The organism is Colwellia aquaemaris, assembly GCF_057548755.1.
The window spans coordinates 18,463-40,002 of record NZ_BAAJLV010000002.1; the positions used below are offsets into that span (position 1 = coordinate 18,463).

Consider the following 21,540-nt stretch of genomic DNA (forward strand, 5'->3'; position numbering starts at 1 on the left):
AAGGGCGGAAATAGGTGGTTTTATGTGTACTAATAGCTACGATGTGGAAAACTAAAACTTGTTTCAGATACTAGCTTTCCTGAGCTGTCGCGTGGCGTGGTAAAGTATTCAACCCCAATTTTGTCGGTGTCATTGTTTATCGTGAGGTGAGCAAAGCCCCAAGTGAAGCTTTTTGACCAAAGCAATTCATATTGCGGATATTTTAGCGCTTGCTGCTCAGCAAACGGCGTGTGTTTACCACGCATTTTTGAGGCTGCCCCGCTAATAATTAATGGTAATGGTGCACGGCTATTACTTTCGGGGTAAGCTGAACAATCATCGGTTAATAGCTCTAAATCGTGTTCATGGCCAGCGATATATGCATCAGCATATTGGCATAATGTTGGCATTATCAGTTTTCTAAGCACATGGCCTTCACTATATTTAGTGCCGCCAATTGACCATAAAATATGATGACCATAAACGACTTTCCACTTAGCTGTTGAGTTTTCCATACTCTCTTTTAGCCACTGTAATTGCTTTTTATCTTCACCGTTTACTGGGCCTTCGTGCGCATCATGTTCTTCCAATTCGGCACTGCCATTTGCCAGAGCGGTACTGAGATCACCTTCGCTGCCATCTGGGTTTAATGGCACCTCGTAAAATGTTTGCCCTGACAACAGCATATTGGTGTCTAACACAAAAAATTCGACATCATTTCCTGGTGTGCCTTGCGTGTAACGATAGTAGCCTTGTGCGTCCATATGAAAATTTTTCTGTTTTGACATCCATTCTTGCTGTAATGCCACGCCTTTCCTAGAGGTTTTCCAGTCATGGTTGCCTAGCGCGGAATAAACGACTAGCTCTGGCTCTTCGGCGAATAAAGGTAAAAGCGGTTTTAGAATGAGCTCATTCATACGCTTTTGATCGTCTTTGCCGTCATTAGCGTCTGCGCCATCGGGATAAATGTTATCACCTAACTGAATGGCAAAGTCGCAAGCTCGTTGTTGGCACAGTGTTGCCATGGCTTGGCCTACTGGATCTGCTCCACCTTGCTCGGTTGCTATGTTCGTGCCGGGGTATATGTAAATAGGTGCATGGTCAAACTCAGACGTTGGGCGGTAGTCTTCTTGCCAATCTTGCTTTTCTTTTTCGATAAATTGTGCGCGATTACGTGGATTTTTAATGTGTTTGGCTTTTGGGTAATCGGTATGGTAACCGCCATCACCAAAAGCAAGGAAACTGATATTTTTGTTTAGTTCTTGAGTGTTTTTAATATCTGCCTGCGTATTTGCTTTTGCATTTGGTTGAGCATTATATTGGCATGCTGAGATGAATAGTAAGCCGCCTAATACAAGTGTGGCTTTGAATAAGGTTTGTTTATTTTTTGTCTTCATATCGCTGTTAACCGTATTTTTCATAATGTTACTTTTTGAAGTGGTGGTGTTATTTATTTCGCTTTGTGGCTGGATATTGCTTGCTATGAAGCAGCGTACTTGTTGACGTTACTTCATAGCTAAAGCAGGCTTTTAAAGAGAATTGATAGTAAAACCCAATTCAAATGATGAGCCGTATTCTTCGTATTGATAATTGTAATTTTCATTACCGTGATAGAGGTAATAAGGTTCGTCAGTTAAGTTAACGGCGTTGAAATAGATCTGCATGGTGTCGTCAATGTAGTATTTAGCTGAGAAATCAATTTGGGTGTGTGTATCTTCAAAAACATCGCTGCTGTTATCAATAAATTGGAAGCTTTCGCTTTTGTAAGTGCTGCTAAGGCGAGCGCTGAATTTATTATTTTCGAAACCGAACATAAGGTTAGCTACCGTATCTGCTTGATTTGGCAACTTGTCATCGGTATCAACGAAGGTGCCATTTGCACTAACAAATAACCCTGACTGGAAGTTCTTGGTCCATGAAAGCTCAAGCCCTGTCAGTGATGCCGAGCCGCCGTTAATAGGCTGAACAACTTCCTCAAAACCTGACCATTGGCCATTGTCTTGAACTTCTGCATGTACAATGTAGTTGTCGATATCTTTATAGAATAGCCCGGCAGAAAGAACGCCAATATGGCCCGGATAGTATTCAACAGATAAGTCAATATTGTCTGACTCATACGGCGCTAAGTCGGGGTTACCTACTTCCGCTTTTCGTTCTGTTTCAATGTTACCGTCGTCTTCGGTTATTTCACTTTCGATGATTTGAAAAGCCGCTGAATCACCAAATGTTGGCCGAGCTATGGTTTGAGTAAACGCGAAACGAGCAAGTAATTTATCAGAGGCTGAATACTTTACGTTTATGCTTGGCAGTATGTGGTCGTAATCTTTCTTAACTTGCCAAGGGGAAATAAGCACTTGTTCGTTATCGTTAATTTCATCAGCGACGAGTTCAACTTTACTGCCTTGGGTGTCAAAGCGAGTGCTTTCATAGCGAACACCAGTAATAATACGCCACTTATCAATATCAAGCGTTACCATGGCATAGGCAGCACTAACATCTTCGTTGCTTTCGAACGAACTACCTTTGCTGTCTATGGTTGACTTTAATTGGTCAACATCAAAATCAGCGCGGTTTGCTATTACATAGTTTTTAAGTGAGTTTTGCGAAATGCCAGGGCCAAAGTTTCCGATATTGTAATTTGGTGTTGCTGTTGCAAACTGTTGAGCAAATATATCGTCAAAGCCACCGTCGTAAATAGTTACATCAGCATCATTGAACTTTTCGCGTGACTGATGCTTAAAACCAAATTTGAATTGACCATTATTATTTTGCCAAACAAAGTCTTTACTAAAATCGACTTTAAAGCTCAATTCTTCATCTTCTGCTAGGTTGTTTTCGTAAGCAATTTCATCCATGGCAAAGTTATTTAAGTCATGAGCTGCGCTACTTTGTACTAGATGTGGAATACTGCCGGTACTGTTGTAACCTATTGCTAAATCTTCGCCAACAAAAGTGACATCCAAACGATTTGGCTCTTCTTCACTTGATTTTGAATAACCAACGTCGTACTCAACCAGCCAATCACCCACATGATTTTCTCCGCCAAGTACCAAGGATAGGATCTCTTGTTGTTCATATCTGTCTTTGGTGTCACGTTCCATTTCAGCGTCAGCAAATTGCGCTGAAGAGTCGTTATAATTCGTTAAATCAATGGCACCTTTGTCAAACTTGTATTGATTTCGCAGGCGATATTCGTCATCGGAAAACTTACTGTATAAGGTTCTAAAGTAAAACTTGTCGGTACTTGAGGTATGTAAATCAAAATTTAATGCCGCGCCAAAGCGTTCACGGGTAATTTGATAATGGCGCTGTTCAATTTCTTCTGCTGAAAATACTTCAACGTCGTCACCGGTCGCTGCATCTTCAAATTCAAAATCAGCCCAACCGCCATCAGTTTCAATATTATTCGAGCCAAATTTACGCTCGAACCAGGATACAGCCGTTGCTACACCTAATTGAGCGCCAGATGACAAATCAAAAATATCAGTATAACTGCCAGACAGTTTCGGGCTGGTGTCTTCCATTAACTCATTGTATGAGCCTTGAATGGTGGCACTATAGCTTCTACCTTGACGGTCAAAAGCACTTAAGCTTTTAACTTCAATAGAGCCACCAACCGCGTTAGCATCCATGTCGGGGGTGACAGTTTTACTCACCTCTAAACTTTGTACTAGCTCTGATGGAATAACATCTAGGGCAACACTGCGCACACCAGACTCAGGGGATGGCACGTTAACACCGTTAATTGTTACGTTGTTTAGATTTGGGTCAATGCCGCGAATGGCGACGAAGCGGCCTTCACCTTGATCGCGTTGAATCGACAAGCCCGGTAAACGTTGTAAAGCTTCAGCAGCGTTTTGGTCGGGAGACTGACCAATGGTATCGGCACTGACAATCGACATTAAATTATCAGCATTTTTTTGGCGATTAATAGCGCCTGCTTGGCCAGCACGTTGCCCGTAAACAATAATGTTGTCCATAGCTTCTTGGGCATTACCAATAATAAATTTTTGCGGGCTGTTAGTGGTATCGCTTACGGATATTTTCTTTTCAACGGTTGGAACCCCTATATAAGATATCTCTAAGGTGTAATCACCTGCGGGTAGCTGAGAAAAACGAAATGAGCCATCTCGTGCTGAGATAACCGTCATATTAAGTTCTTTAATGCGAACTTTTGCCCCTTCAAAATAAACGGTATTTGAAGCGTCAGTGATACGGCCGCCGAAGCCGGTATCGTTCGCCATAATGCTAGAGCTAAAAAGTGCAGCACTGCAAGCAACAGCAAGTGCAGAACGTTGAAAAACGTGCCAGGAATTTGTTTTAATCATGTGACATACTCATTATTTTTATTGGGTATTTGTACGAAAATGTACTTAACTTTGAACCAGAAATTATTGGCTTTAGAAGCTACAGCAGTTACATGACAGAATTATTTCAGTATTTTTACGCTATTTTGTTATTTTTAAGATTGCGGAGATATTGAAAATAGCAATTATGTAAGTCGTTTGCTCTTGTATAGACATGTCACCGAGACTGCCATATTATTGTTGGCAAAATAACAACAACCTTCCTATATGGTAAATTATGAATTCTAAAAAAATCACTTTAAGCTCGGCGGTATTGCTGGCGATATTTGGCCTTTCTGGCTGCGGCCAAGACACTACGCCAACAGCTTCAACGGCGAAAGCAGTTAGCACACCAGAACAAGTAACTGCTGTTACTTATCCAATAACAAAAAAAGTCGATGTTGTTGATGATTACTTTGGCACAAAAGTAACTGACTCATACCGTTGGTTAGAAGACGACATGAGTGCTGAAACCGCTGAGTGGGTTAAAGCGCAAAACAAAACCACTTATGGTTATTTAGAGCAAATTCCTTACCGCGATAAAATAAAATCGCGCCTTGCTGATTTATTAGATTATGAAAAAGTCGGTATGCCTTTTATTGAAGGTGACTATAGCTACTTTTATAAGAATGACGGCTTACAAAACCAGTATGTTTTATATCGTCAAAAAGGTGATGAAGCGGCTGAAGTATTTTTAGATCCTAATGCGTTTAGCGAAGACGGCACAGTGTCACTCGCAAGCATTGAATTTACTGAAGACGGCTCGCATGCAGTTTACCTAATTTCTGAAGGTGGTAGCGATTGGCGTAAAGCGCGTGTGATTGATACTAAGACTAAAGAAGTGATTGAAACGGAATTAGTTGATATTAAATTCAGTGGTTTGTCTTGGGTAGGTAACGAAGGTTTTTATTATTCAAGCTATGATAAACCTAAAGGTAGTGAGCTTTCTGCAAAAACTGACCAACATAAACTTTATTACCATAAGCTAGGTACAGCGCAAGCTGAAGATACTTTAGTATTTGGTGGCACAGACGCTGAGAAGCACCGTTATGTTAGTGGTGAAGTAACGAAAGACGGTAAGTATTTATTAGTTTCGGCGGCGGTTTCTACCTCAGGTAATAAATTATTTATTAAAGACTTAACTAAAGATAATGCCCCGTTAGTCGCTGTGGTTGATAATACCGACTCTGATACATACATGGTCAGTAGCAATGGTGACGATTTACTATTTGTTACTAATATGGATGCGCCAAATAAGCGTGTTGTAAAAGCCAATGCCAATAACCCAAGCCCTGAAAACTGGCAAGACATTATTGCTGAAACTGAAAATGTTTTATCAGTTTCAACAGGCGGCAAATACTTGTTTGCTAAATACATGAAAGATGCGACATCGTTAATTCAGCAATATGACTTAAATGGTAAAAAAATTCGCGATATCGCCTTACCTGAAGTGGGTACGGCTGGCGGGTTTAGTGGTAAAGAATCACAAACTAAACTTTATTACTCGTTTAGTAACCAAAAAACACCTTCAACAATTTTTAGCTTAGACCTTGCTAGTGGCGAGTCGTCAGTACATATGAAGTCTAAAGTTAAGTTTAACAGTGATAACTTTGAATCTAAGCAGGTGTTTTATACCTCAAAAGATGGCACCAAAGTGCCAATGATCATCACTCATAAAAAAGGCTTAAAGCTTGATGGCAGTAATCCGACTATTCTTTATGGTTACGGTGGCTTCAACGTTAGCTTGCAGCCTCGCTTTAGTTCAACACGTGCTGCTTGGTTAGAATTAGGCGGCGTATATGCGGTTGCTAATTTACGTGGCGGCGGTGAATACGGTAAGAAGTGGCATAACGCTGGTACACAAATGAAGAAGCAAAATGTTTTTGACGACTTCATTGCAGCTGCTGAATACCTTATTAGCGAAAAAGTAACATCGTCAGATAAATTAGCCGTTATGGGAGGCTCTAACGGTGGTTTATTGGTTGGTGCGGTAATGACGCAACGCCCTGAGCTATTTAAAGTTGCTTTACCGGCAGTAGGTGTACTTGATATGTTGCGCTACCACACCTTTACCTCTGGTGCAGGTTGGGCTTACGACTACGGTAAGTCTGATGATAATGCTGAAATGTTTAAATACTTGTTAGGCTATTCACCTGTACACAACGTAAAAGCGGGTACGCATTATCCTGCAACTATGGTGACAACGGGCGATCATGATGATCGCGTGGTTCCTGCCCATTCATTTAAATTTGCTGCTGAACTACAAGCGAAACAAACTGGTACTAACCCAACTTTGATTCGTATTGAAACAGATGCAGGCCATGGTGCGGGTACGCCAATTAGCAAAACGATCGACCAGTATGCTGACATTTACGGTTTCACATTATTTAATATGGGCGTGAAAGATATTTAATCGCAAAATTAGGCTGTCGTTATACGGCAGCTAACAAAAAGCCCAGCAATTGCTGGGCTTTTTTATGCTTTATAACTTGGTTAAGTATAAGCTGCGTTAAAACTTAACTCGTTTAAAACTAACTGGTTAAGTATAAGCTGCGTTAAAACTTAACTCGTTTAAAACTAACTGTTTAAGCGAAAGTGTCTTGCAATGGTGGTACTACTTGCTTCTTACGGCTCATAATGCCGTCAATCCATACTTTGCCGTCAACAAGTGTTGTGTTGTAAGCTTTTTCGACAATGCTAATATCGTCACTTACCACTAATAGTTCTGAGCCTTCTTTCATAATGTCAGTTAATAACAACATGACGGTATGACGGTTACCTTCTTCTTTAACGGCTTGAAGATCAGCTTGTAATTCCGCTTTCATTTCGTCAAATAATGCAAGGTCGATAACTTCTAATTGACCAATACCAACAATGTTATTGTTCATGTTGAAGTCTTTAAAGTCACGTAGTACTAAATCACGCACTGGCGTACCTTCAACTGAAGATTTTACCGTAAACATTTCCATGCCTAGTGCTTTGTAGTCTTCAATGCCAGCAATTTCAGCAAGGGCTTCAACACACTTAATGTCAGCTGTAGTACAAGTTGGCGACTTAAAAATTACTGTGTCAGATAAAATCGCACACATCATAGCACCTGCAATGTTCTTTGGAATTTCAACACCGTGGAAGTCATACATCATTTTGATAATGGTATTAGTACAACCCACCGGGCGCACCCAAATTTCTAATGGCGTAGACGTGGTAATATCACCTAATTTGTGATGATCAATAATGCCTAATACGGTTGAGTCATCAATGTCATCTGGGCCTTGAATACGGTCAGAATGATCAACTACATAAATACCGTCTGTATCGGCAAAAGTCATTTTAAGCTCAGGCTGTTCAAAGCCAAACTTGTCTAAAATGAACAAGGTTTCAGGTGAAAGCTCACCTAGGCGAGCTGGCTTTACATCTTCACCAATAGTGTTTTTTAGATAAGAAAGGGCAATGGCTGAACAGATTGAGTCTGAATCAGGTGTTTTGTGTCCTACTGCATAAGCTGGCATAAATCGTTATCTCCAAGTGCCATGTACCGATTAACAAATTGCGTTATTCGGGGTATCAATAATATGGCGCGTATTCTATCAAAGTATCGCACTATTCGCCTAGTCACTATTTGCAGTCTTTTTATACAACTTTGGTATGAATTATTGTGCACATTTGATATGTATTAACAGATGTATCGCTAATACTTTGTAGATTGTATTGAATACGCTACTATTGCCCGGCAATAATTATAATTTTTGTTCAAAATAGCGTATGCATATGGACAGCTTTTTCAAATGAGGAACTTATGTCGAAATTAAAATCATTAGTGGCATTGGTGTCATTGGCTAGTGTTAGCGCACTGGCGAGTGACGTGATCACTATCGAAGATATCCCAAAAATAAAATCAGTACGCAGCAGTGTGATCAGCCCAAGCGGTGATTATGTTGCTTTTACTCGCACGCTACCACGTGAATTATATGTAGATAAAAACGGCAGCAGCTATACCGGTCTTTATATTACGGATACTAAAGGCAATGCACGTCCATTTATTACCGGCAAAGTGAATGTTGGCGGCTTAGAATGGTCAGCTGATGGCAAGTTTGTTTATTTTCTTGCGAAATTTAAAGGTGATAAATTTACCCAGCTATACCGTATTCCCGTTGATGGTGGTGAACGCCAAAAAGTTATGGGCTTAAAAGATACCTCGATTAGCCGCTATGACATTAGCCCTGACGGTAAGCAAGTGGCTATTTTAGCAATGCCTGCGAAAGATAAGTCAGAGAAAAAACTGAAAGAACTTGGCTTTAAAGCTGAAGTTTATGAAATGGACTTAAAGAACAAGCAGTTATTTGTAACTGATTTAGCCGTACAAGATAAAGCGGTTAAATTAGATGCTGTTGATATTGCGGGTTATGTAAGTGATATGAATTGGGCAGCTGACAATGAGCAATTATTAGTTAAAACCCAACCGACGGCATTAATTGACGATTCTTACACGAAAGCCCAATGGCATGTAATGAATTTAGCCGACCAAAAAGTAACAATGTCGATCGCCACCGAAGGTAAGTTAGGTACGGCAGAATTTTCTCATAACGGTAAACATATTGCGGTGATTGGCGCAGAAGATAAGCATGATCCAGCAACTGGCCGCTTATATTTAGCGGATGTGAAAACCGGTGAAATCAAAGACTGGTTACCTAAGTTTGCGGGTCATGTAACGGATATTGAATGGTCGCATAAAAGTAATAAATTAAACTTTATTGCCAATGTTGGCACTGAAAGTATTGTTGCTAATATAAAACCAAACAGTAATAGCTATAAAACTCAGGTTAAAGCTGGGAAAATAATTGCTTCTTCGTTGTCAGTGTCTAACTCGGATAAAACCTTATCAGTAAAAGGCCACACCGCGAAACATCCGAATGAAAGTTACGTTATCCGTGGTAAAAAACTGACAAAAGTAACGGACTCTAACCCGTGGTTAAATGATAAACGCTTTGCGAAGCAAGAGTCTATTACCATGAAAGCGCGTGATGGCGTGGAAGTGGGTGGTATTTTAGTTTATCCATTAGATTACAAAGAAGGCCAACGTTACCCGTTAATTATGCAAGTGCATGGTGGTCCAGAAAGCCATGAGAAAAATGGTTGGGTGACAGCTTACTCTAAACCTGGTCAAATGGGTGCAGCACGTGGTTATGCTGTATTTTACCCTAACTACCGTGGTTCAACGGGTAAAGGTGTTGAGTACTCTAAGCTGGGTCAAAACGATTATGCTGGCGCAGAGTTTAACGACTTAGTTGATATGAAAAACTACCTTGTTGAAATGGGCTTAGTTGATACTAAGCGCGTTGGTATTACTGGTGGTTCATACGGCGGTTATGCTTCAGCATGGGCAGCAACTAAATTGACGGAACATTTTGCGGCTAGCGTAATGTTTGTTGGTATTTCAAACCAATTATCTAAGTTTGGTACTACCGATATTTCTAACGAAATGCATTTAGTACATGCGCGTTCTTACCCTTGGGACAAATGGCAGTATTACCTAGAGCGTAGCCCAATTTACTGGGCACATCAGTCAAAAACGCCTTTGTTAATTATGCATGGTAAAGATGATCCGCGTGTACATCCAGCTCAATCAATGGAAATGTACCGCTACATGAAAGTACAAGGTAAAGATGTACGTTTAGTTTATTACCCTGGTGAAGGTCACGGTAACCGTAAGGCAGCAGCACAATATGACTACAGCTTACGTTTAATGCGTTGGATGGATAACTACCTAATGCAAGGCAATAAAGAAATGCCTGACTATAAGCTAGACCATAAAGCAAAGTTAAAAGCGAAAAAAGCAAAATCCAAAGAAGAAGACGAAAGTAAATAAACATAGTCTTTCTTAGATGAAAAAGCCCAAGTTAGAAAGAAACTTGGGCTTTTATGTACAGGCCTTTCTCAGGCATCCTGTCTTTCAAGGCATTAGTGCATCCATGCACGTCGAAGTACGATCAGTTTCTTTGTTCCAGACAAAAACTAAGTACCTACATCCTTGTAGGCAATGTTGCGATCACTTGGTCGTTCTTTGCCATCCTTGGCATCACGACATTAATATATCCATATATGTCGATGTGAAAGAGCAACGATGTATCTGAGTTAGGAATTATTTAGTAGTTTAACTTAGTAGTTTTACCCCAAAATACTTTATAAGAAAATATTGTGTAACCGATGATCATAGGTAAAACAATTACTGCACCAACAAAAATAAACCATAACGATTCTCGAGCACTGGCCGCATCAAAAATAGTCATTTGAAATGGCACTATGTAAGGATAAAAGCTATACGCTAGACCGCAAAAACACATGATAAATAGAATAATTGCCGCTAAAAATGGAAACCAGCAACCGATATCATTCTCCATTGGCACTTTATTCAGATAAATGTGCACGGTGACAAAAATAAAGCCCAATAAAAGAGTGATTGGAATAACAATCAGTACTTGAATACCACCTAGCCATTTATCCATTATTTGTTGGTCAATAAGTAAGTTAGCTAAACATACCGCGACAATACCAACGGCCATTAAAATATTAGTTTTTTGTGCCCATTTTGCTGCTTGTTTTTGCAAGTCTCCTTCTGTTTTCATCACCAACCAAGCAGCACCAATAAAGCTGTAGCCTGCTGTTACACAAATGGCGGAGAGGCTAGAAAAGCCAATACTTAGCCATGAGTCTTCAAAAGAGGTGATATAGCGTCCTAACATGTAGCCTTGTGCAAGCGTTGCCAATAGCGAGCCAAATTTAAAAGCGTAGTCCCATTTTTGTTTATCAGTACTTGGTGCTTTGGTGCGAAAATCAAAAGAGACACCACGCAATATTAATCCCGCTAACATCACTGCTGTTGGTAAATAAAGTGCTTGAAAAATAATGGAATGGGCCTTTGGAAAGGCAATTAACAATAAACCTATCGCCATCACTAACCAAGTTTCGTTAGCATCCCAAAATGGGCCAATGGAGTAAATCATGCTATCGCGATGTTGTTGTTTGTCTAAAGGCAGAAGTACGCCAACACCGAGATCGTAGCCGTCTAAAATCGCATAGATTAAAAATGACAGCCCCATCAGGCCGATGAAAACAACGGGTAGCCAATCAGGCGAGGTTATATTCATAATTTAGCTCCTAATTGTTCATTAGCTATGAGGTTATTGTCAGGATTTTCAGTATTTACTGTCGGTGTTGCTTGCTCAAGGGCAACGGCGCGGTTAGCCATAACAAATAAGGTGCGTATGTAGGCAATCAGTAAAAAGCCATAAATAACTGCATATAAAGTTAGCGATAGCGCAATATCCTCAGGAGGCGTTGTAGTGACGGCATCTTTGGTGCGCAGAATACCGCTAACTAAATAGGGCTGACGGCCAATTTCGGTAACATACCAACCTGCTAAGGTTGCTAGCCAGCCTGAAAATGTCATGGCTATACCTGTTTTTAATAACCAGGTTGGATATTGTTTTTTGACAACAAATTGATAACTGGCAAACCATGAAAACAATAGCATTAATATCCCGATGCCTATCATGATACGGAAGCTAAAAAATACCGGCGCTACAGGCGGGTGTTCACCAATAAAGTCATTTAGCCCTTGTATTTCACCATCGGCATCATGCGTTAAAATTAAACTAGCGACATTCGGTACTTTTACTTCAAAGCTGTTTTCTCGCTTTTCTTCATCAGGTAAAGCGAATAGCAATAAAGGTACACCGGAATCTGTCTCCCAAACGCCTTCCATCGCCGCGACTTTCGCTGGCTGATATTTAAAGGTATTTAAACCATGTAAGTCACCTACGAATATTTGTAGAGGAATAAGCAAAGCAGCTAAAACTACGGCAAAGTTCAACGCTTGCTTTACTGACTTTTTGTTATCGCCCTTAAGCAGGCGATAAGCTGAAATTCCAGCAATTAAAAATGCTGAGGTTAACCCTGATGCTAGTAGCATATGCATTAATCGGTATGGCATAGATGGGTTAAAAATCACTTCTATCCAGCTGGTAACGTGGGCGACACCATTAATCATTTCAAAGCCTGCTGGCGTTTGCATCCATGAATCAAGCGACAGGATCCAAAATGCTGATAGCGTAGTGCCGAATGAAACCAACACTGTCGCTAGGGTATGTACGCGGTTTGAAACGCGGTCCATACCAAACAGCATAATAGATAGAAACGAGGCTTCTAAAAAGAAAGCGGTAAGTACTTCATAGCCTAATAAGGGACCCGCAATATTGCCGACGGTTTCCATATATCCTGGCCAATTGGTGCCGAATTGGAACGACATAGTGATACCGCTTACTACGCCAATTGCAAAGGTGAGGGCAAATATTCGCACCCAAAAACGGTATACACGTAACCAACTTTCGTCTTGGGTTTGGTTGTAGCGCACTTTGAAAAATAACAATATCCAGCATAAAGCGATATTGATGGTTGGAAATAAAATATGAAAACTAATATTGGCAGCAAATTGGATGCGTGAAAGCATGAAACTTGTGTCATTAGCAATAGCTGCTGCATCTAACACGTGATGTACTCCACTTATTTATGTATGGTTGTCAATTATATAAAGTTGACTGTTTAAGTTTTTCTGGGCTCTTTTCGTACTACTTTTGAAAGCTCTGTTTAAAACTTTCTTTACCGTTCTTGAAAGGGAAAATAAGCTAACGGCAAAAGCCACTAGCGTAATAATAATTTATCTTTTACATCTAATATCTTGCTAATGCCTTCACCTAATTTCAGCAGCGCAGACAGCTTTTCAGATGACATGCTTTGCATTTCAGTTGTCCACAAGGTCACCATTTCCATTAGGTCATGCATTTGCTGAACCCGCATTTGTGCATATTCGTCTGACTCATTGCTAGGTTGCTCCATTAAAGCATCGCGTAAGGTTGAAAGAGTTGGATCAAGTTCACGTTTTCTGCGCTCAACCACTAAGGTTCTAGCTATTTCCCAAATATCGCTTGGCGCTGAGAAATACTCTTTTCGGTCGCCTGGAATATGGTGTAGTTTGATCAGGTTCCACGACTTTAATTCTTTAAGCCCCATGCTGACATTTGAGCGTGAAATTTGTAGTGCTTCGCTAATTTGATCAGCATTTAGAGGCGCCTCAGTTAGCACGATAACGGCATACATTTGGCCTAGTGTGCGGTTTAGTCCCCAACGAGAGCCCATTTCACCAAAATGCAAAACCAGTGATTGCGTCATAGGTGTAATTTTCATATTTACTGTCCTTTCTGAATTTTCAGTAATTTGTGAAAATTGTAGGCCTTTTTTGATCTAAGTCAAGCATTTGAAGCCCAAAAACGATATTTTTTGTGATTTTTATCACAAGAATTGATGGCGGAATCTAGTGCCAATAAAGACAATGCGTATTAATGAGTAAAATAAATACAGAAAAGCCATGTTAAAACTTGAGCTTGAACATGGCTTTAGTAGCAGCGGTTATTTGTTAATTTTACTGTGTTTAGGACTTTAGATCGCTTTAATGATTTGATTAACTTTGCCAGCGCTAAAGGCTACCTAACTAAAATTGGTGCTAAGCTCACCTATTTCTTCAGCATTTTTATTAACGTCTATACTTTTTCCTGACACTTGCTCAGCTAGTTGGGTATTACGTTTAGAAATGGCATCGATATTGTGAATACCTTGGGTAATTTGCTCAGCAACGACACTTTGTTGCTCAGATGCGGTAGCTATTTGCGCTGTCATATCATTAACATTTTGAATATTATCAATAATGTTTTGCATTGCTTGTTTAATACTTTTTGACTCCGCTGAGCATTCGTCAGCATTATTTTTATTCTTCAACATGACTTGATTCCATGTTGTTAACGTTGCTTGCAATTCAGTAACCGATGTTTGAATTTGTTCTGTGGCACTTTGTGTTCGGCTAGCTAAGGTTCTGACTTCATCGGCAACTACCGCAAAGCCTCGTCCTTGCTCACCAGCTCTAGCTGCCTCAATTGCCGCATTTAAAGCCAATAAATTAGTTTGGTCGGCTATGCCTTGAATTTCACTCATCACGGTAGAAATTTTATCAACGTCACCCACTAGCTCAGAAGCGTTATTTGCGGCATTTTCGACATCTGTAGCGAGTTGATTAATCTTTTCCTCACTCACCTCAATGGTTGTAATATTTTGTAGGCAGTTATTTTGCACTTCTGATACTTTATCGTGTGCAACAGTCGTACTTTGGCTTACTTCGTTTATTGTTGCGCTCATTTGTGTAATAGCCGTAGCGAATTGCCCTATATGCTCATTTTCCTCTTGTATGCTTGCAAGCATGCCCCCAGAAGTTTGCGACAACTCATCAGCGAGTTTTATGAGTCTTTTCCCTGAGTCATTACTACGACCTAACACGGTTTTTATGCGTGCTTTATAAAGCTCAGTTGGATAGTTAAAAATACTGTTGATACCTTTTCCTGAGTAAATCAGACGAGAAGGGCTGTCATATTTGAGTCTAATATCAGCTAAGTGCTTTGGCAGAGAAATTAATTCTTCTGAGAAAATCAGCAGAAATAAAGCTAAACAAGTGAATAAAATAACTGATGAAATTACGTCGACGGTGAGCATCCAGTTCAATGTTATTGCGGTAATGGCGGTAATTATTGCAAAAACGCGTTTCAATCGTATGTTAGCGTGAAGATCGAAAACGGTTTTATTGCTATTTAGTTTGTCGTATAGGGCTTGTGCTTGAATTTTTTGCTCATTAGTTGGATGAGCTCGAACCGATTGATAGCCAACAATCTGGCCGTTTTCAAGTAGTGGTGTCACATAGGCGTCAACCCAATAATAATCACCATTTTTACAGCGATTTTTTACCATGCCACGCCAAGAGTCACCACGTTTTAATTTTTCCCAGAGATCTTTAAAAGCTGCTTTTGGCATGTTGGGATGTCGAACAATATTGTGATGCTGACCAACTAGTTCTTCTAAGCTATAGCCGGCTATTTCGCAAAACTCTGGGTTTGCATAGGTAATAATACCGTTTAAATCTGTGGTAGAAACTAACTGTTCTTGAGGACTGAACGTACGTTCAGTCATTGAGATATGAGTCATAATTTCATCATCCTTGATAAAGAATTCTATAGAGGTTTATTACTTCACTATATGTTACATATGTCACATTTTATAGGGCTTTCAGGGAATACTTTGTAACCAAATTGTAATCTGTCAAAGTGGTTGTTCAAGAAAGAACAACTTACGGCACTAGTAATGCCCTCCAACACAGTAATACTAAGTGTTAACACTTCTAAACATTATAACTATCTCCTTACCGATAAAATAATAAACCTTACATCACTTTACGATGCATTCTTTATACAATTTGAAAGCGATTTAATTATATATTTTCAGTGCTTCTTAATATCCATTATTTTGAGAGGGTATGATTTGTCAGAGAACAGTAAAGAAAAAATAATAAGTAAAATTATTCTATTTAACCGTGCCTGGAAGCTCGCTCAGCAACATTATGGGGTTGACTCGCCAATAAGTGGTGCTTTACGTGACCAAAAAAGTTGCTTGCAAGCGGAGTTTCTGCGTTATTACGGAAATTCCTACTTAGTATTAGATAGTAATGAAGAAGGAGAAAAATTATATAGCGTTAAAATAGGAGAAGAAATATTTATAGATTCATTAGGTACCAGAACTGACGCCGAGCACTTACCAGAGCGGATAGCAAAGCAACTATTTACAACAAAAGAACTAGCACAATTAATTAGAGAATAATCATGATAGAAACATTGAGCCATATGTATGATATGGCAAGTAAAAATGAGCTTACTCAAATGGTAACGTTTATTATTGGAGGCTTATTTTTCGCTGCAATAATCCTCGAAATTAAGTTTCTATTAAATAGATATTCAAAGCTTAGAGAGACAGTCACAACATTTAAAAACTTATCACAAAAGCTTGAGAATGGTGAGCAGCTTAATAAACAAGATGAAAACCTAAAAGCACGGTATTTTTCTAAACTTAAAAGTGACGGAAGTAAAACACTCTTATCTGCATATCCAAATATAATTAAACACAATATTGATAACTGTAAGTATCGTTTTGTAGTGAGTATTTTAACTAGTATCGGTGTCATAGGCACGTTTCTAGGGATAGTGCTAGGTCTTTCAGGTATTCAGGGTAAGTTAAATGGTGACTCAGCTGAAATGTTTGAAGGTGTGAAAACGCTTTTAGGCGGTATGGATATGGCCTTTATTACCTCATTGGTAGGCCTAGTATCATCGGTAGCCTTAATTTTCATATTGAAAGGAATCACTAAGGTAGCGAAGAACAAATTCGCAGTACTAATAGAAAAGTTCAATAATGACTTTCGTCTTGAATCAATAACTGATTATTTAGATAAACTTGCAGGAGGGGCTCAAGATGAAGCAATAAATAAACAAGTTGCTGCTGCAGAAAAAAGCGCAGAAGCTTCAGAGTCACTTCTTTCTATGGGGAGTTCACTTGAACGAGCTGCCGATAACTTTGATGCTGATAAAATTGGGGAGCATCTTTCCAATAGTTTAGACAAAATATTTACTTCTGAGATGGTACCAGTTTTTAGTGAAATAAGTGCTGAGCTAAAATCATTGAGAGAGATAAAGCAGGACAATGGCGAGAAGGTTATTCAAGCAATAATGACTCAGCTACGTACTGAAGTTATTGAACCTTTATCAAATCAAATATCAGAGACTTCAACCCTTGTAAAAGAATCAACCAAAGCGGTAACAAAGTTGCATGATGAATTAGGTGATATTTCCTCTAAATTGGCTGGTGCGGTAAGTACTATTCAATCTTTCCAAGAAGAAACAATGAAGCAACTATCTGGTTTTTCAAATGATTTACGAGGGATCTTAAGTGGTTTTCAAACGGATACTAAGGTTATTCTTGAGGGGGTTTCAGTGCAATTAAATAGTGCTGTGAAGTCGAGCATCACAGCAATGGATGCACAAAAAAATGCCTTCCAAGACAGTGCAAATCAAGCAGCATTGACGTTTAGTGGAATTAAGGAAAACCTTGAAGAATCTTTAACTAAGCAAGCGACAGTTCAAAAAGAAATGTTGGATAATACTGCTGAACGTGTCGGAACATTACTTGAAGAAAGTCAGAAATCTCATTTTGAACAAGTGAAAATTATTGAGCAAGTGGGGGAAACCGCCACGGGATTGATGAATAATGCGCGTGAAAACCTTAGTTCTACACTAAGCAGCGTTGATAATGTGCTTATTGAGACTAAAAATACGGTCACAGAACAGCTAAATAACTTTAGAATGACTTACCAAGAAAGCTTAACAACATTCTTTAACGAACAAAATAATCTACTTGAAAGCACGTTAGGTCAGCAAAGAGACGGGCTAGCAACAGTGGTTCAATCTTGTAACGACGTATTTATAGAAGAATACACCCGAAGAAAAGAGTTAGGTGAAGAGCTAAGTACAAATTTAATTAACATGCAAAAGTCTGTCGAAGTTGCGAATCAATTAGCACAGGCTGTACAGTTGATGGAAAGCTCTCATATCAACCAAGTTGAGCAAACTGCTAAATCTATCGGCTTGCAAGTCGGGAAGTTAGAAAAATCGTATTCAAGCTCTTCAGAGCTATTTGCAGAGTTACTTGAACAAATTCCGAATGAGCTCAATCGATACTTTGATCGTGCGAACGTATCGCATGAAGAGTTCTTCACAGAAATGGATAAAGCATCTTCACAAATACATACTCGTTTACTGCAATCTGCCGAATACTTGATTACTTCTGAAACTCAGCGAAGAATGATGCACGAGCAAGAAGAGGTTTCTTGATGAAAGTTAATCAACCTAGCTTAAGTGAGCAGGAGTATGAAGAGCAAGTTGAAGGCACTGAGTGGCTTTCTATAAGTGATTTAATGTCTGGTTTATTGATGATCTTTGCTTTATTGGTTGTCGTTACTTTATTTCAATTAAAAACAGCGCAAGAAGCAACTAAAAATAAACGTATAGTTGTTATTCAAGCGTTGCAGCAACAATTTAATGCTAATGGAATTAATGCGGAAATTAACCAAGAAACAGGTGATATTACATTATTGGATTCAGTGTTATTTGGCTTTAATGAGCAGGAACTTAAACCAGAAGGTAAGTTATTTCTTAGCCAGTTTATACCTATCTATAGCAATGTTATTTTTAGTAACCGAGATATAAGTGAAGAGATCACACGGGTAATTATTGAGGGGCATACAAGCTCAGATGGCGCTATGGCTTATAATATGCAGTTAAGTTTGGGAAGAGCTAATAGTGTCTACCAATACATCAATAGTTTTGCATTGGGTGCTCATAAAAAAGAGTTTTTGAAAAAAATTCAGGTGGCGGGGCGAGGGCCAATGGATGCGAATAGTAAAAAAGGTCAAAAGACAGACCGGAAAGTTATTTTCAAAATGCAGTTTAAATCTGAAGACGCATTCAATGAAGTACTCAGGCTAAATCGATAATATGGCGACGCTAATTAATCTTGCTCCACCTAAAATTGTTAGAGCAAGTAAAATGCTTAAAGTCGCTAAAGACTTCGCAGATGACATTGATGAGGAGCTATTCAAAGGACTCGTATTGCCAGAGGTTCCCCCCCGAAGTATTAGCTCTTTGTTATCTGCTTTAAGTGCAAATGAGTCCCATACTATTTCTCTGCTAGAGTGGTTCACTATTTTTGAAGCAGAAAACTTTTTTGGTCAACAAGCCATTAATCAAAACGTTAAATATAGAAATTTAATTTGGAAAGAAATTAGGCAACAGAAAAAGGTTAGACAAATAGCATTTTGGCGAATGTGTTTATATTTTGATGGACAAAAATATATGCTACCTCAAATGTTAATGGATAATTTACAAGTTAACTTAACAAATATAAAGAATATTGATAAAAAAAAGGTACAGGTGTTGCTCGCTGTTAGTGAATGTAAAGCAGACGAGCTAGCTTACTACGCTTTACAAAGCGCCATTTCATCGAAGGCATTACTATCCCAGTTAGGCTTACCGAGTAATATTAATTTTGCTGTGGAATCAGATAAAAATATTGAAAAGGCTTTAATCAAACAAGGCATTTCTAAGTTATCTGAAAATTACCTTCAAATAATCTCGTCATATCCAACGTTATCACGTGATAAAGCGATTAGTAGACTAATTCTTGCTTCTACACCGGAACAGTTATTAGAATGCTCACTTTTGTTTGAGTATATTAAAAAAAGATATGGTACCCATACTCTTAATTCGCGCTGGGGGGAACTCGAACCTAATATTCAAAGTCAGTTAAAAGAAGCTTTTGGAAAGGTTTACTTTTATGATTTTAAAAAATTTATTTTTCAAATTACAGCACCAGAACTAGCAGAGGCTTTAAGTTTAACAGCTAGTGAAATTAGGCAGCTTAAAAGTCGGGTAACGTTTTGGTCAAACTATCAAACACGCTTTAAAAGCTTCAAAATTTTCATGCCACTAAAAACGATAAAAATAATTGAAAATTTTGGTTTAAGCATCCCTGAACATTCAATTTTAAGTGGTTTCAAGCATGAGAGATATGAAACAGAATTGTGTATTTTAGAGTTTGAGAAACATATTGTTGTTGAATACCTAAGAGGAGGATCGAGTTCTCTTAAGGTTTATCTTAAATGTGAAAAAACTATTGATACGTTACTAAAGTCAAAGAAATTATATGTAGATGAACTAGAACACTTTAGCGCATTAAAGGAACATGACCACTTAGTGTACTGGCAAAACTCATGTGAGAAAATGTTGCGTACTCAATTCAGTATTTTTCCTGATAGTAAGTTGAAGAAATTTTTGATAAAAGATCCTGATGGTACTGCTCCCCTATTCTATCAAAACTACTCTGTCAGTAATGGGTTGCCTAACTTGTCAGCTATGAAGTCTAGAAAAAGAGAGGATGCGTTAAGTTATTTAAATAGCTCACGTTTAAATAATGTAAAAAATCGTGGTGGCATTGAAAGAATTAATAGAGGAAAAAATAACTTTTACGTAGGGCAAAGGTTAAAATTTTTAGGCCAGCACTTCGTTGAAGTGAAAGAAATAGATGAAAGTTTTCTTATTGTATTATTATCTGATGGGCGCCCAATAAAAATAGGTCGTAATTCGGATTTAAAAGTACTTTAAAATAATAGAGGATAAGGAAGTATTCCCCCTCCTTGTCCTCTATTATTAGTATAATACTATTTGTAATAACCTAAGCATGCATCGACTTCGTTGGCTGAACCCATAATAACTTCAACACGTTGATGAATGTCAGTTGGCTCGATATCCATAATACGTCCTTGACTGGTCATGGCTTTACCGCCGGCCTGTTCGATCAAGAAGCTCATAGGGTTGGCTTCATACATTAAGCGTAATTTGTACGGTTTTTCAGGGTTTTTGTTATCAGCAGGGTAAGTGAATAAACCGCCGCGTGTTAATACACGGTGAATATCGCCAACCATAGCCGCGATCCAACGCATGTTGAAATTTTTACCGCGCGGTCCAGTATCACCTGCAATTAAATCTCTAATGTAGTTTTGCATTGGCGCTTGCCAAAAACGTTGGTTTGACATGTTAATAGCAAATTCTTGCGTATCTTGTGGTACTTGTACGTTACGTTCAACCAATAAATAACCACCATGCGTTCGGTCAAGAACGTAAAAGTGTGTGCCGCTGCCGGTTGTCATCACTAACATGGTTGATGGGCCGTATAGTACGTAACCTGCACAAACTTGTTTGTTACCCGATTGTTTGAACATATCAGGGTCGTTAGCTTCCATATCGGCTGGCGCTTCATGAATTGAGAAAATCGTGCCGATTAATGAGTTGATATCAATATTTGAACTACCATCTAGTGGGTCAAATGAAACAATAAACTTGCCGTTTTTATCACCAGCAACTGAAGTATCTTCTTCTTCAGATGAAATGGCTTTAACAAAACCAGACTCTAATAAAATATCTTTGAAAAGTTCATTGGCAACCACATCAAGTTTCTTTTGCACTTCACCTTGAATGTTTTCATCCAAAGTAGAGCCCATTAAGCCGCCCAAGTGTGCTTGGCTGACACGAAATGAAATTTCTTTGGTGGCAGCTAAAATAGTTTTTATTAATGAAATTAAATCTAACGGTACATTATCTTCACGTAAAGCTGGAGCTAGTCGTTGCATCGGGTTACCTAATCACTTTAAAGTCATACTCATTTTATCAGAGTAAATTGT

General features: G+C 38.9%; 14 protein-coding genes. 6 read left to right on the forward strand and 8 right to left on the reverse strand.

Annotated features, from left to right (window positions below; all coding sequences use genetic code 11):
- Positions 1 to 29: 29 nt before the first annotated feature.
- The gene (locus AC27HL_RS06465; protein ID WP_487079952.1) at positions 30 to 1,400 is read right to left on the reverse strand and encodes a metallophosphoesterase; all 1,371 of its coding nucleotides are present in this window, start codon (positions 1,398 to 1,400) and stop codon (positions 30 to 32) included.
- A 108-nt stretch (positions 1,401 to 1,508) separates the two neighbouring features.
- Entirely contained in the window at positions 1,509 to 4,307 is a 2,799-nt protein-coding gene (locus tag AC27HL_RS06470) for a TonB-dependent receptor (protein ID WP_487079954.1), read from the reverse strand.
- A 256-nt stretch (positions 4,308 to 4,563) separates the two neighbouring features.
- On the opposite strand from AC27HL_RS06470, the gene AC27HL_RS06475 reads away from it, so the two are divergent.
- Positions 4,564 to 6,738, forward strand: a complete 2,175-nt coding sequence (locus AC27HL_RS06475; protein ID WP_487079955.1) for a prolyl oligopeptidase family serine peptidase — start codon at positions 4,564 to 4,566, stop codon at positions 6,736 to 6,738.
- A 172-nt stretch (positions 6,739 to 6,910) separates the two neighbouring features.
- Here the strand turns inward: AC27HL_RS06475 and AC27HL_RS06480 are convergent, their stop codons facing one another.
- The gene (locus AC27HL_RS06480; RefSeq protein ID WP_487079957.1) at positions 6,911 to 7,834 is read right to left on the reverse strand and encodes a manganese-dependent inorganic pyrophosphatase; all 924 of its coding nucleotides are present in this window, start codon (positions 7,832 to 7,834) and stop codon (positions 6,911 to 6,913) included.
- A 287-nt stretch (positions 7,835 to 8,121) separates the two neighbouring features.
- On the opposite strand from AC27HL_RS06480, the gene AC27HL_RS06485 reads away from it, so the two are divergent.
- Positions 8,122 to 10,191 carry a S9 family peptidase gene (locus tag AC27HL_RS06485; protein ID WP_487079959.1) on the forward strand — a complete coding sequence of 690 codons (2,070 nt, stop codon included), beginning with the start codon at positions 8,122 to 8,124 and terminating at the stop codon, positions 10,189 to 10,191.
- Positions 10,192 to 10,468: 277 nt separating this feature from the next.
- On the opposite strand, the gene AC27HL_RS06490 is transcribed toward AC27HL_RS06485, so the two are convergent.
- The 4 genes from AC27HL_RS06490 to AC27HL_RS06505 all read right to left on the reverse strand — a co-directional run bounded on the left by AC27HL_RS06490 (position 10,469) and on the right by AC27HL_RS06505 (position 15,404).
- Complete coding sequence (locus AC27HL_RS06490) at positions 10,469 to 11,470, reverse strand: cytochrome d ubiquinol oxidase subunit II (protein WP_487079961.1); 1,002 nt, start codon at positions 11,468 to 11,470, stop codon at positions 10,469 to 10,471.
- Positions 11,467 to 12,831, reverse strand: a complete 1,365-nt coding sequence (locus AC27HL_RS06495) for a cytochrome ubiquinol oxidase subunit I (protein ID WP_487080743.1) — start codon at positions 12,829 to 12,831, stop codon at positions 11,467 to 11,469. The genes AC27HL_RS06490 and AC27HL_RS06495 overlap by 4 nt, the downstream gene beginning before the upstream one ends.
- A gap of 191 nt (positions 12,832 to 13,022) precedes the next feature.
- Positions 13,023 to 13,565, reverse strand: a complete 543-nt coding sequence (locus tag AC27HL_RS06500; RefSeq protein WP_487079962.1) for a GbsR/MarR family transcriptional regulator — start codon at positions 13,563 to 13,565, stop codon at positions 13,023 to 13,025.
- 300 nt (positions 13,566 to 13,865) lie between these two features.
- Positions 13,866 to 15,404 carry a methyl-accepting chemotaxis protein gene (locus tag AC27HL_RS06505; protein ID WP_487079963.1) on the reverse strand — a complete coding sequence of 513 codons (1,539 nt, stop codon included), beginning with the start codon at positions 15,402 to 15,404 and terminating at the stop codon, positions 13,866 to 13,868.
- Between the two features lie 333 nt (positions 15,405 to 15,737).
- Here AC27HL_RS06505 and AC27HL_RS06510 point away from each other — a divergent pair, with 333 nt between their 5' ends.
- The 4 genes from AC27HL_RS06510 to AC27HL_RS06525 are packed head-to-tail and all read left to right on the forward strand — an operon-like array spanning position 15,738 to position 20,464.
- Positions 15,738 to 16,073, forward strand: a complete 336-nt coding sequence (locus AC27HL_RS06510; RefSeq protein ID WP_487079965.1) for a hypothetical protein — start codon at positions 15,738 to 15,740, stop codon at positions 16,071 to 16,073.
- 2 nt (positions 16,074 to 16,075) lie between these two features.
- Complete coding sequence (locus AC27HL_RS06515) at positions 16,076 to 18,136, forward strand: hypothetical protein (RefSeq protein ID WP_487079967.1); 2,061 nt, start codon at positions 16,076 to 16,078, stop codon at positions 18,134 to 18,136.
- On the forward strand, positions 18,136 to 18,798 hold the full coding sequence (locus AC27HL_RS06520; RefSeq protein WP_487079969.1) for an OmpA family protein: 663 nt from the start codon (positions 18,136 to 18,138) through the stop codon (positions 18,796 to 18,798). The genes AC27HL_RS06515 and AC27HL_RS06520 overlap by 1 nt, the downstream gene beginning before the upstream one ends.
- A gap of 1 nt (position 18,799) precedes the next feature.
- Positions 18,800 to 20,464 carry an EH signature domain-containing protein gene (locus AC27HL_RS06525; protein ID WP_487079971.1) on the forward strand — a complete coding sequence of 555 codons (1,665 nt, stop codon included), beginning with the start codon at positions 18,800 to 18,802 and terminating at the stop codon, positions 20,462 to 20,464.
- A gap of 56 nt (positions 20,465 to 20,520) precedes the next feature.
- Here the strand turns inward: AC27HL_RS06525 and AC27HL_RS06530 are convergent, their stop codons facing one another.
- Positions 20,521 to 21,489: a class 1 fructose-bisphosphatase gene (locus AC27HL_RS06530; protein ID WP_487079973.1), complete on the reverse strand. Its 969-nt coding sequence runs from the start codon at positions 21,487 to 21,489 to the stop codon at positions 20,521 to 20,523.
- Positions 21,490 to 21,540: the final 51 nt, after the last annotated feature.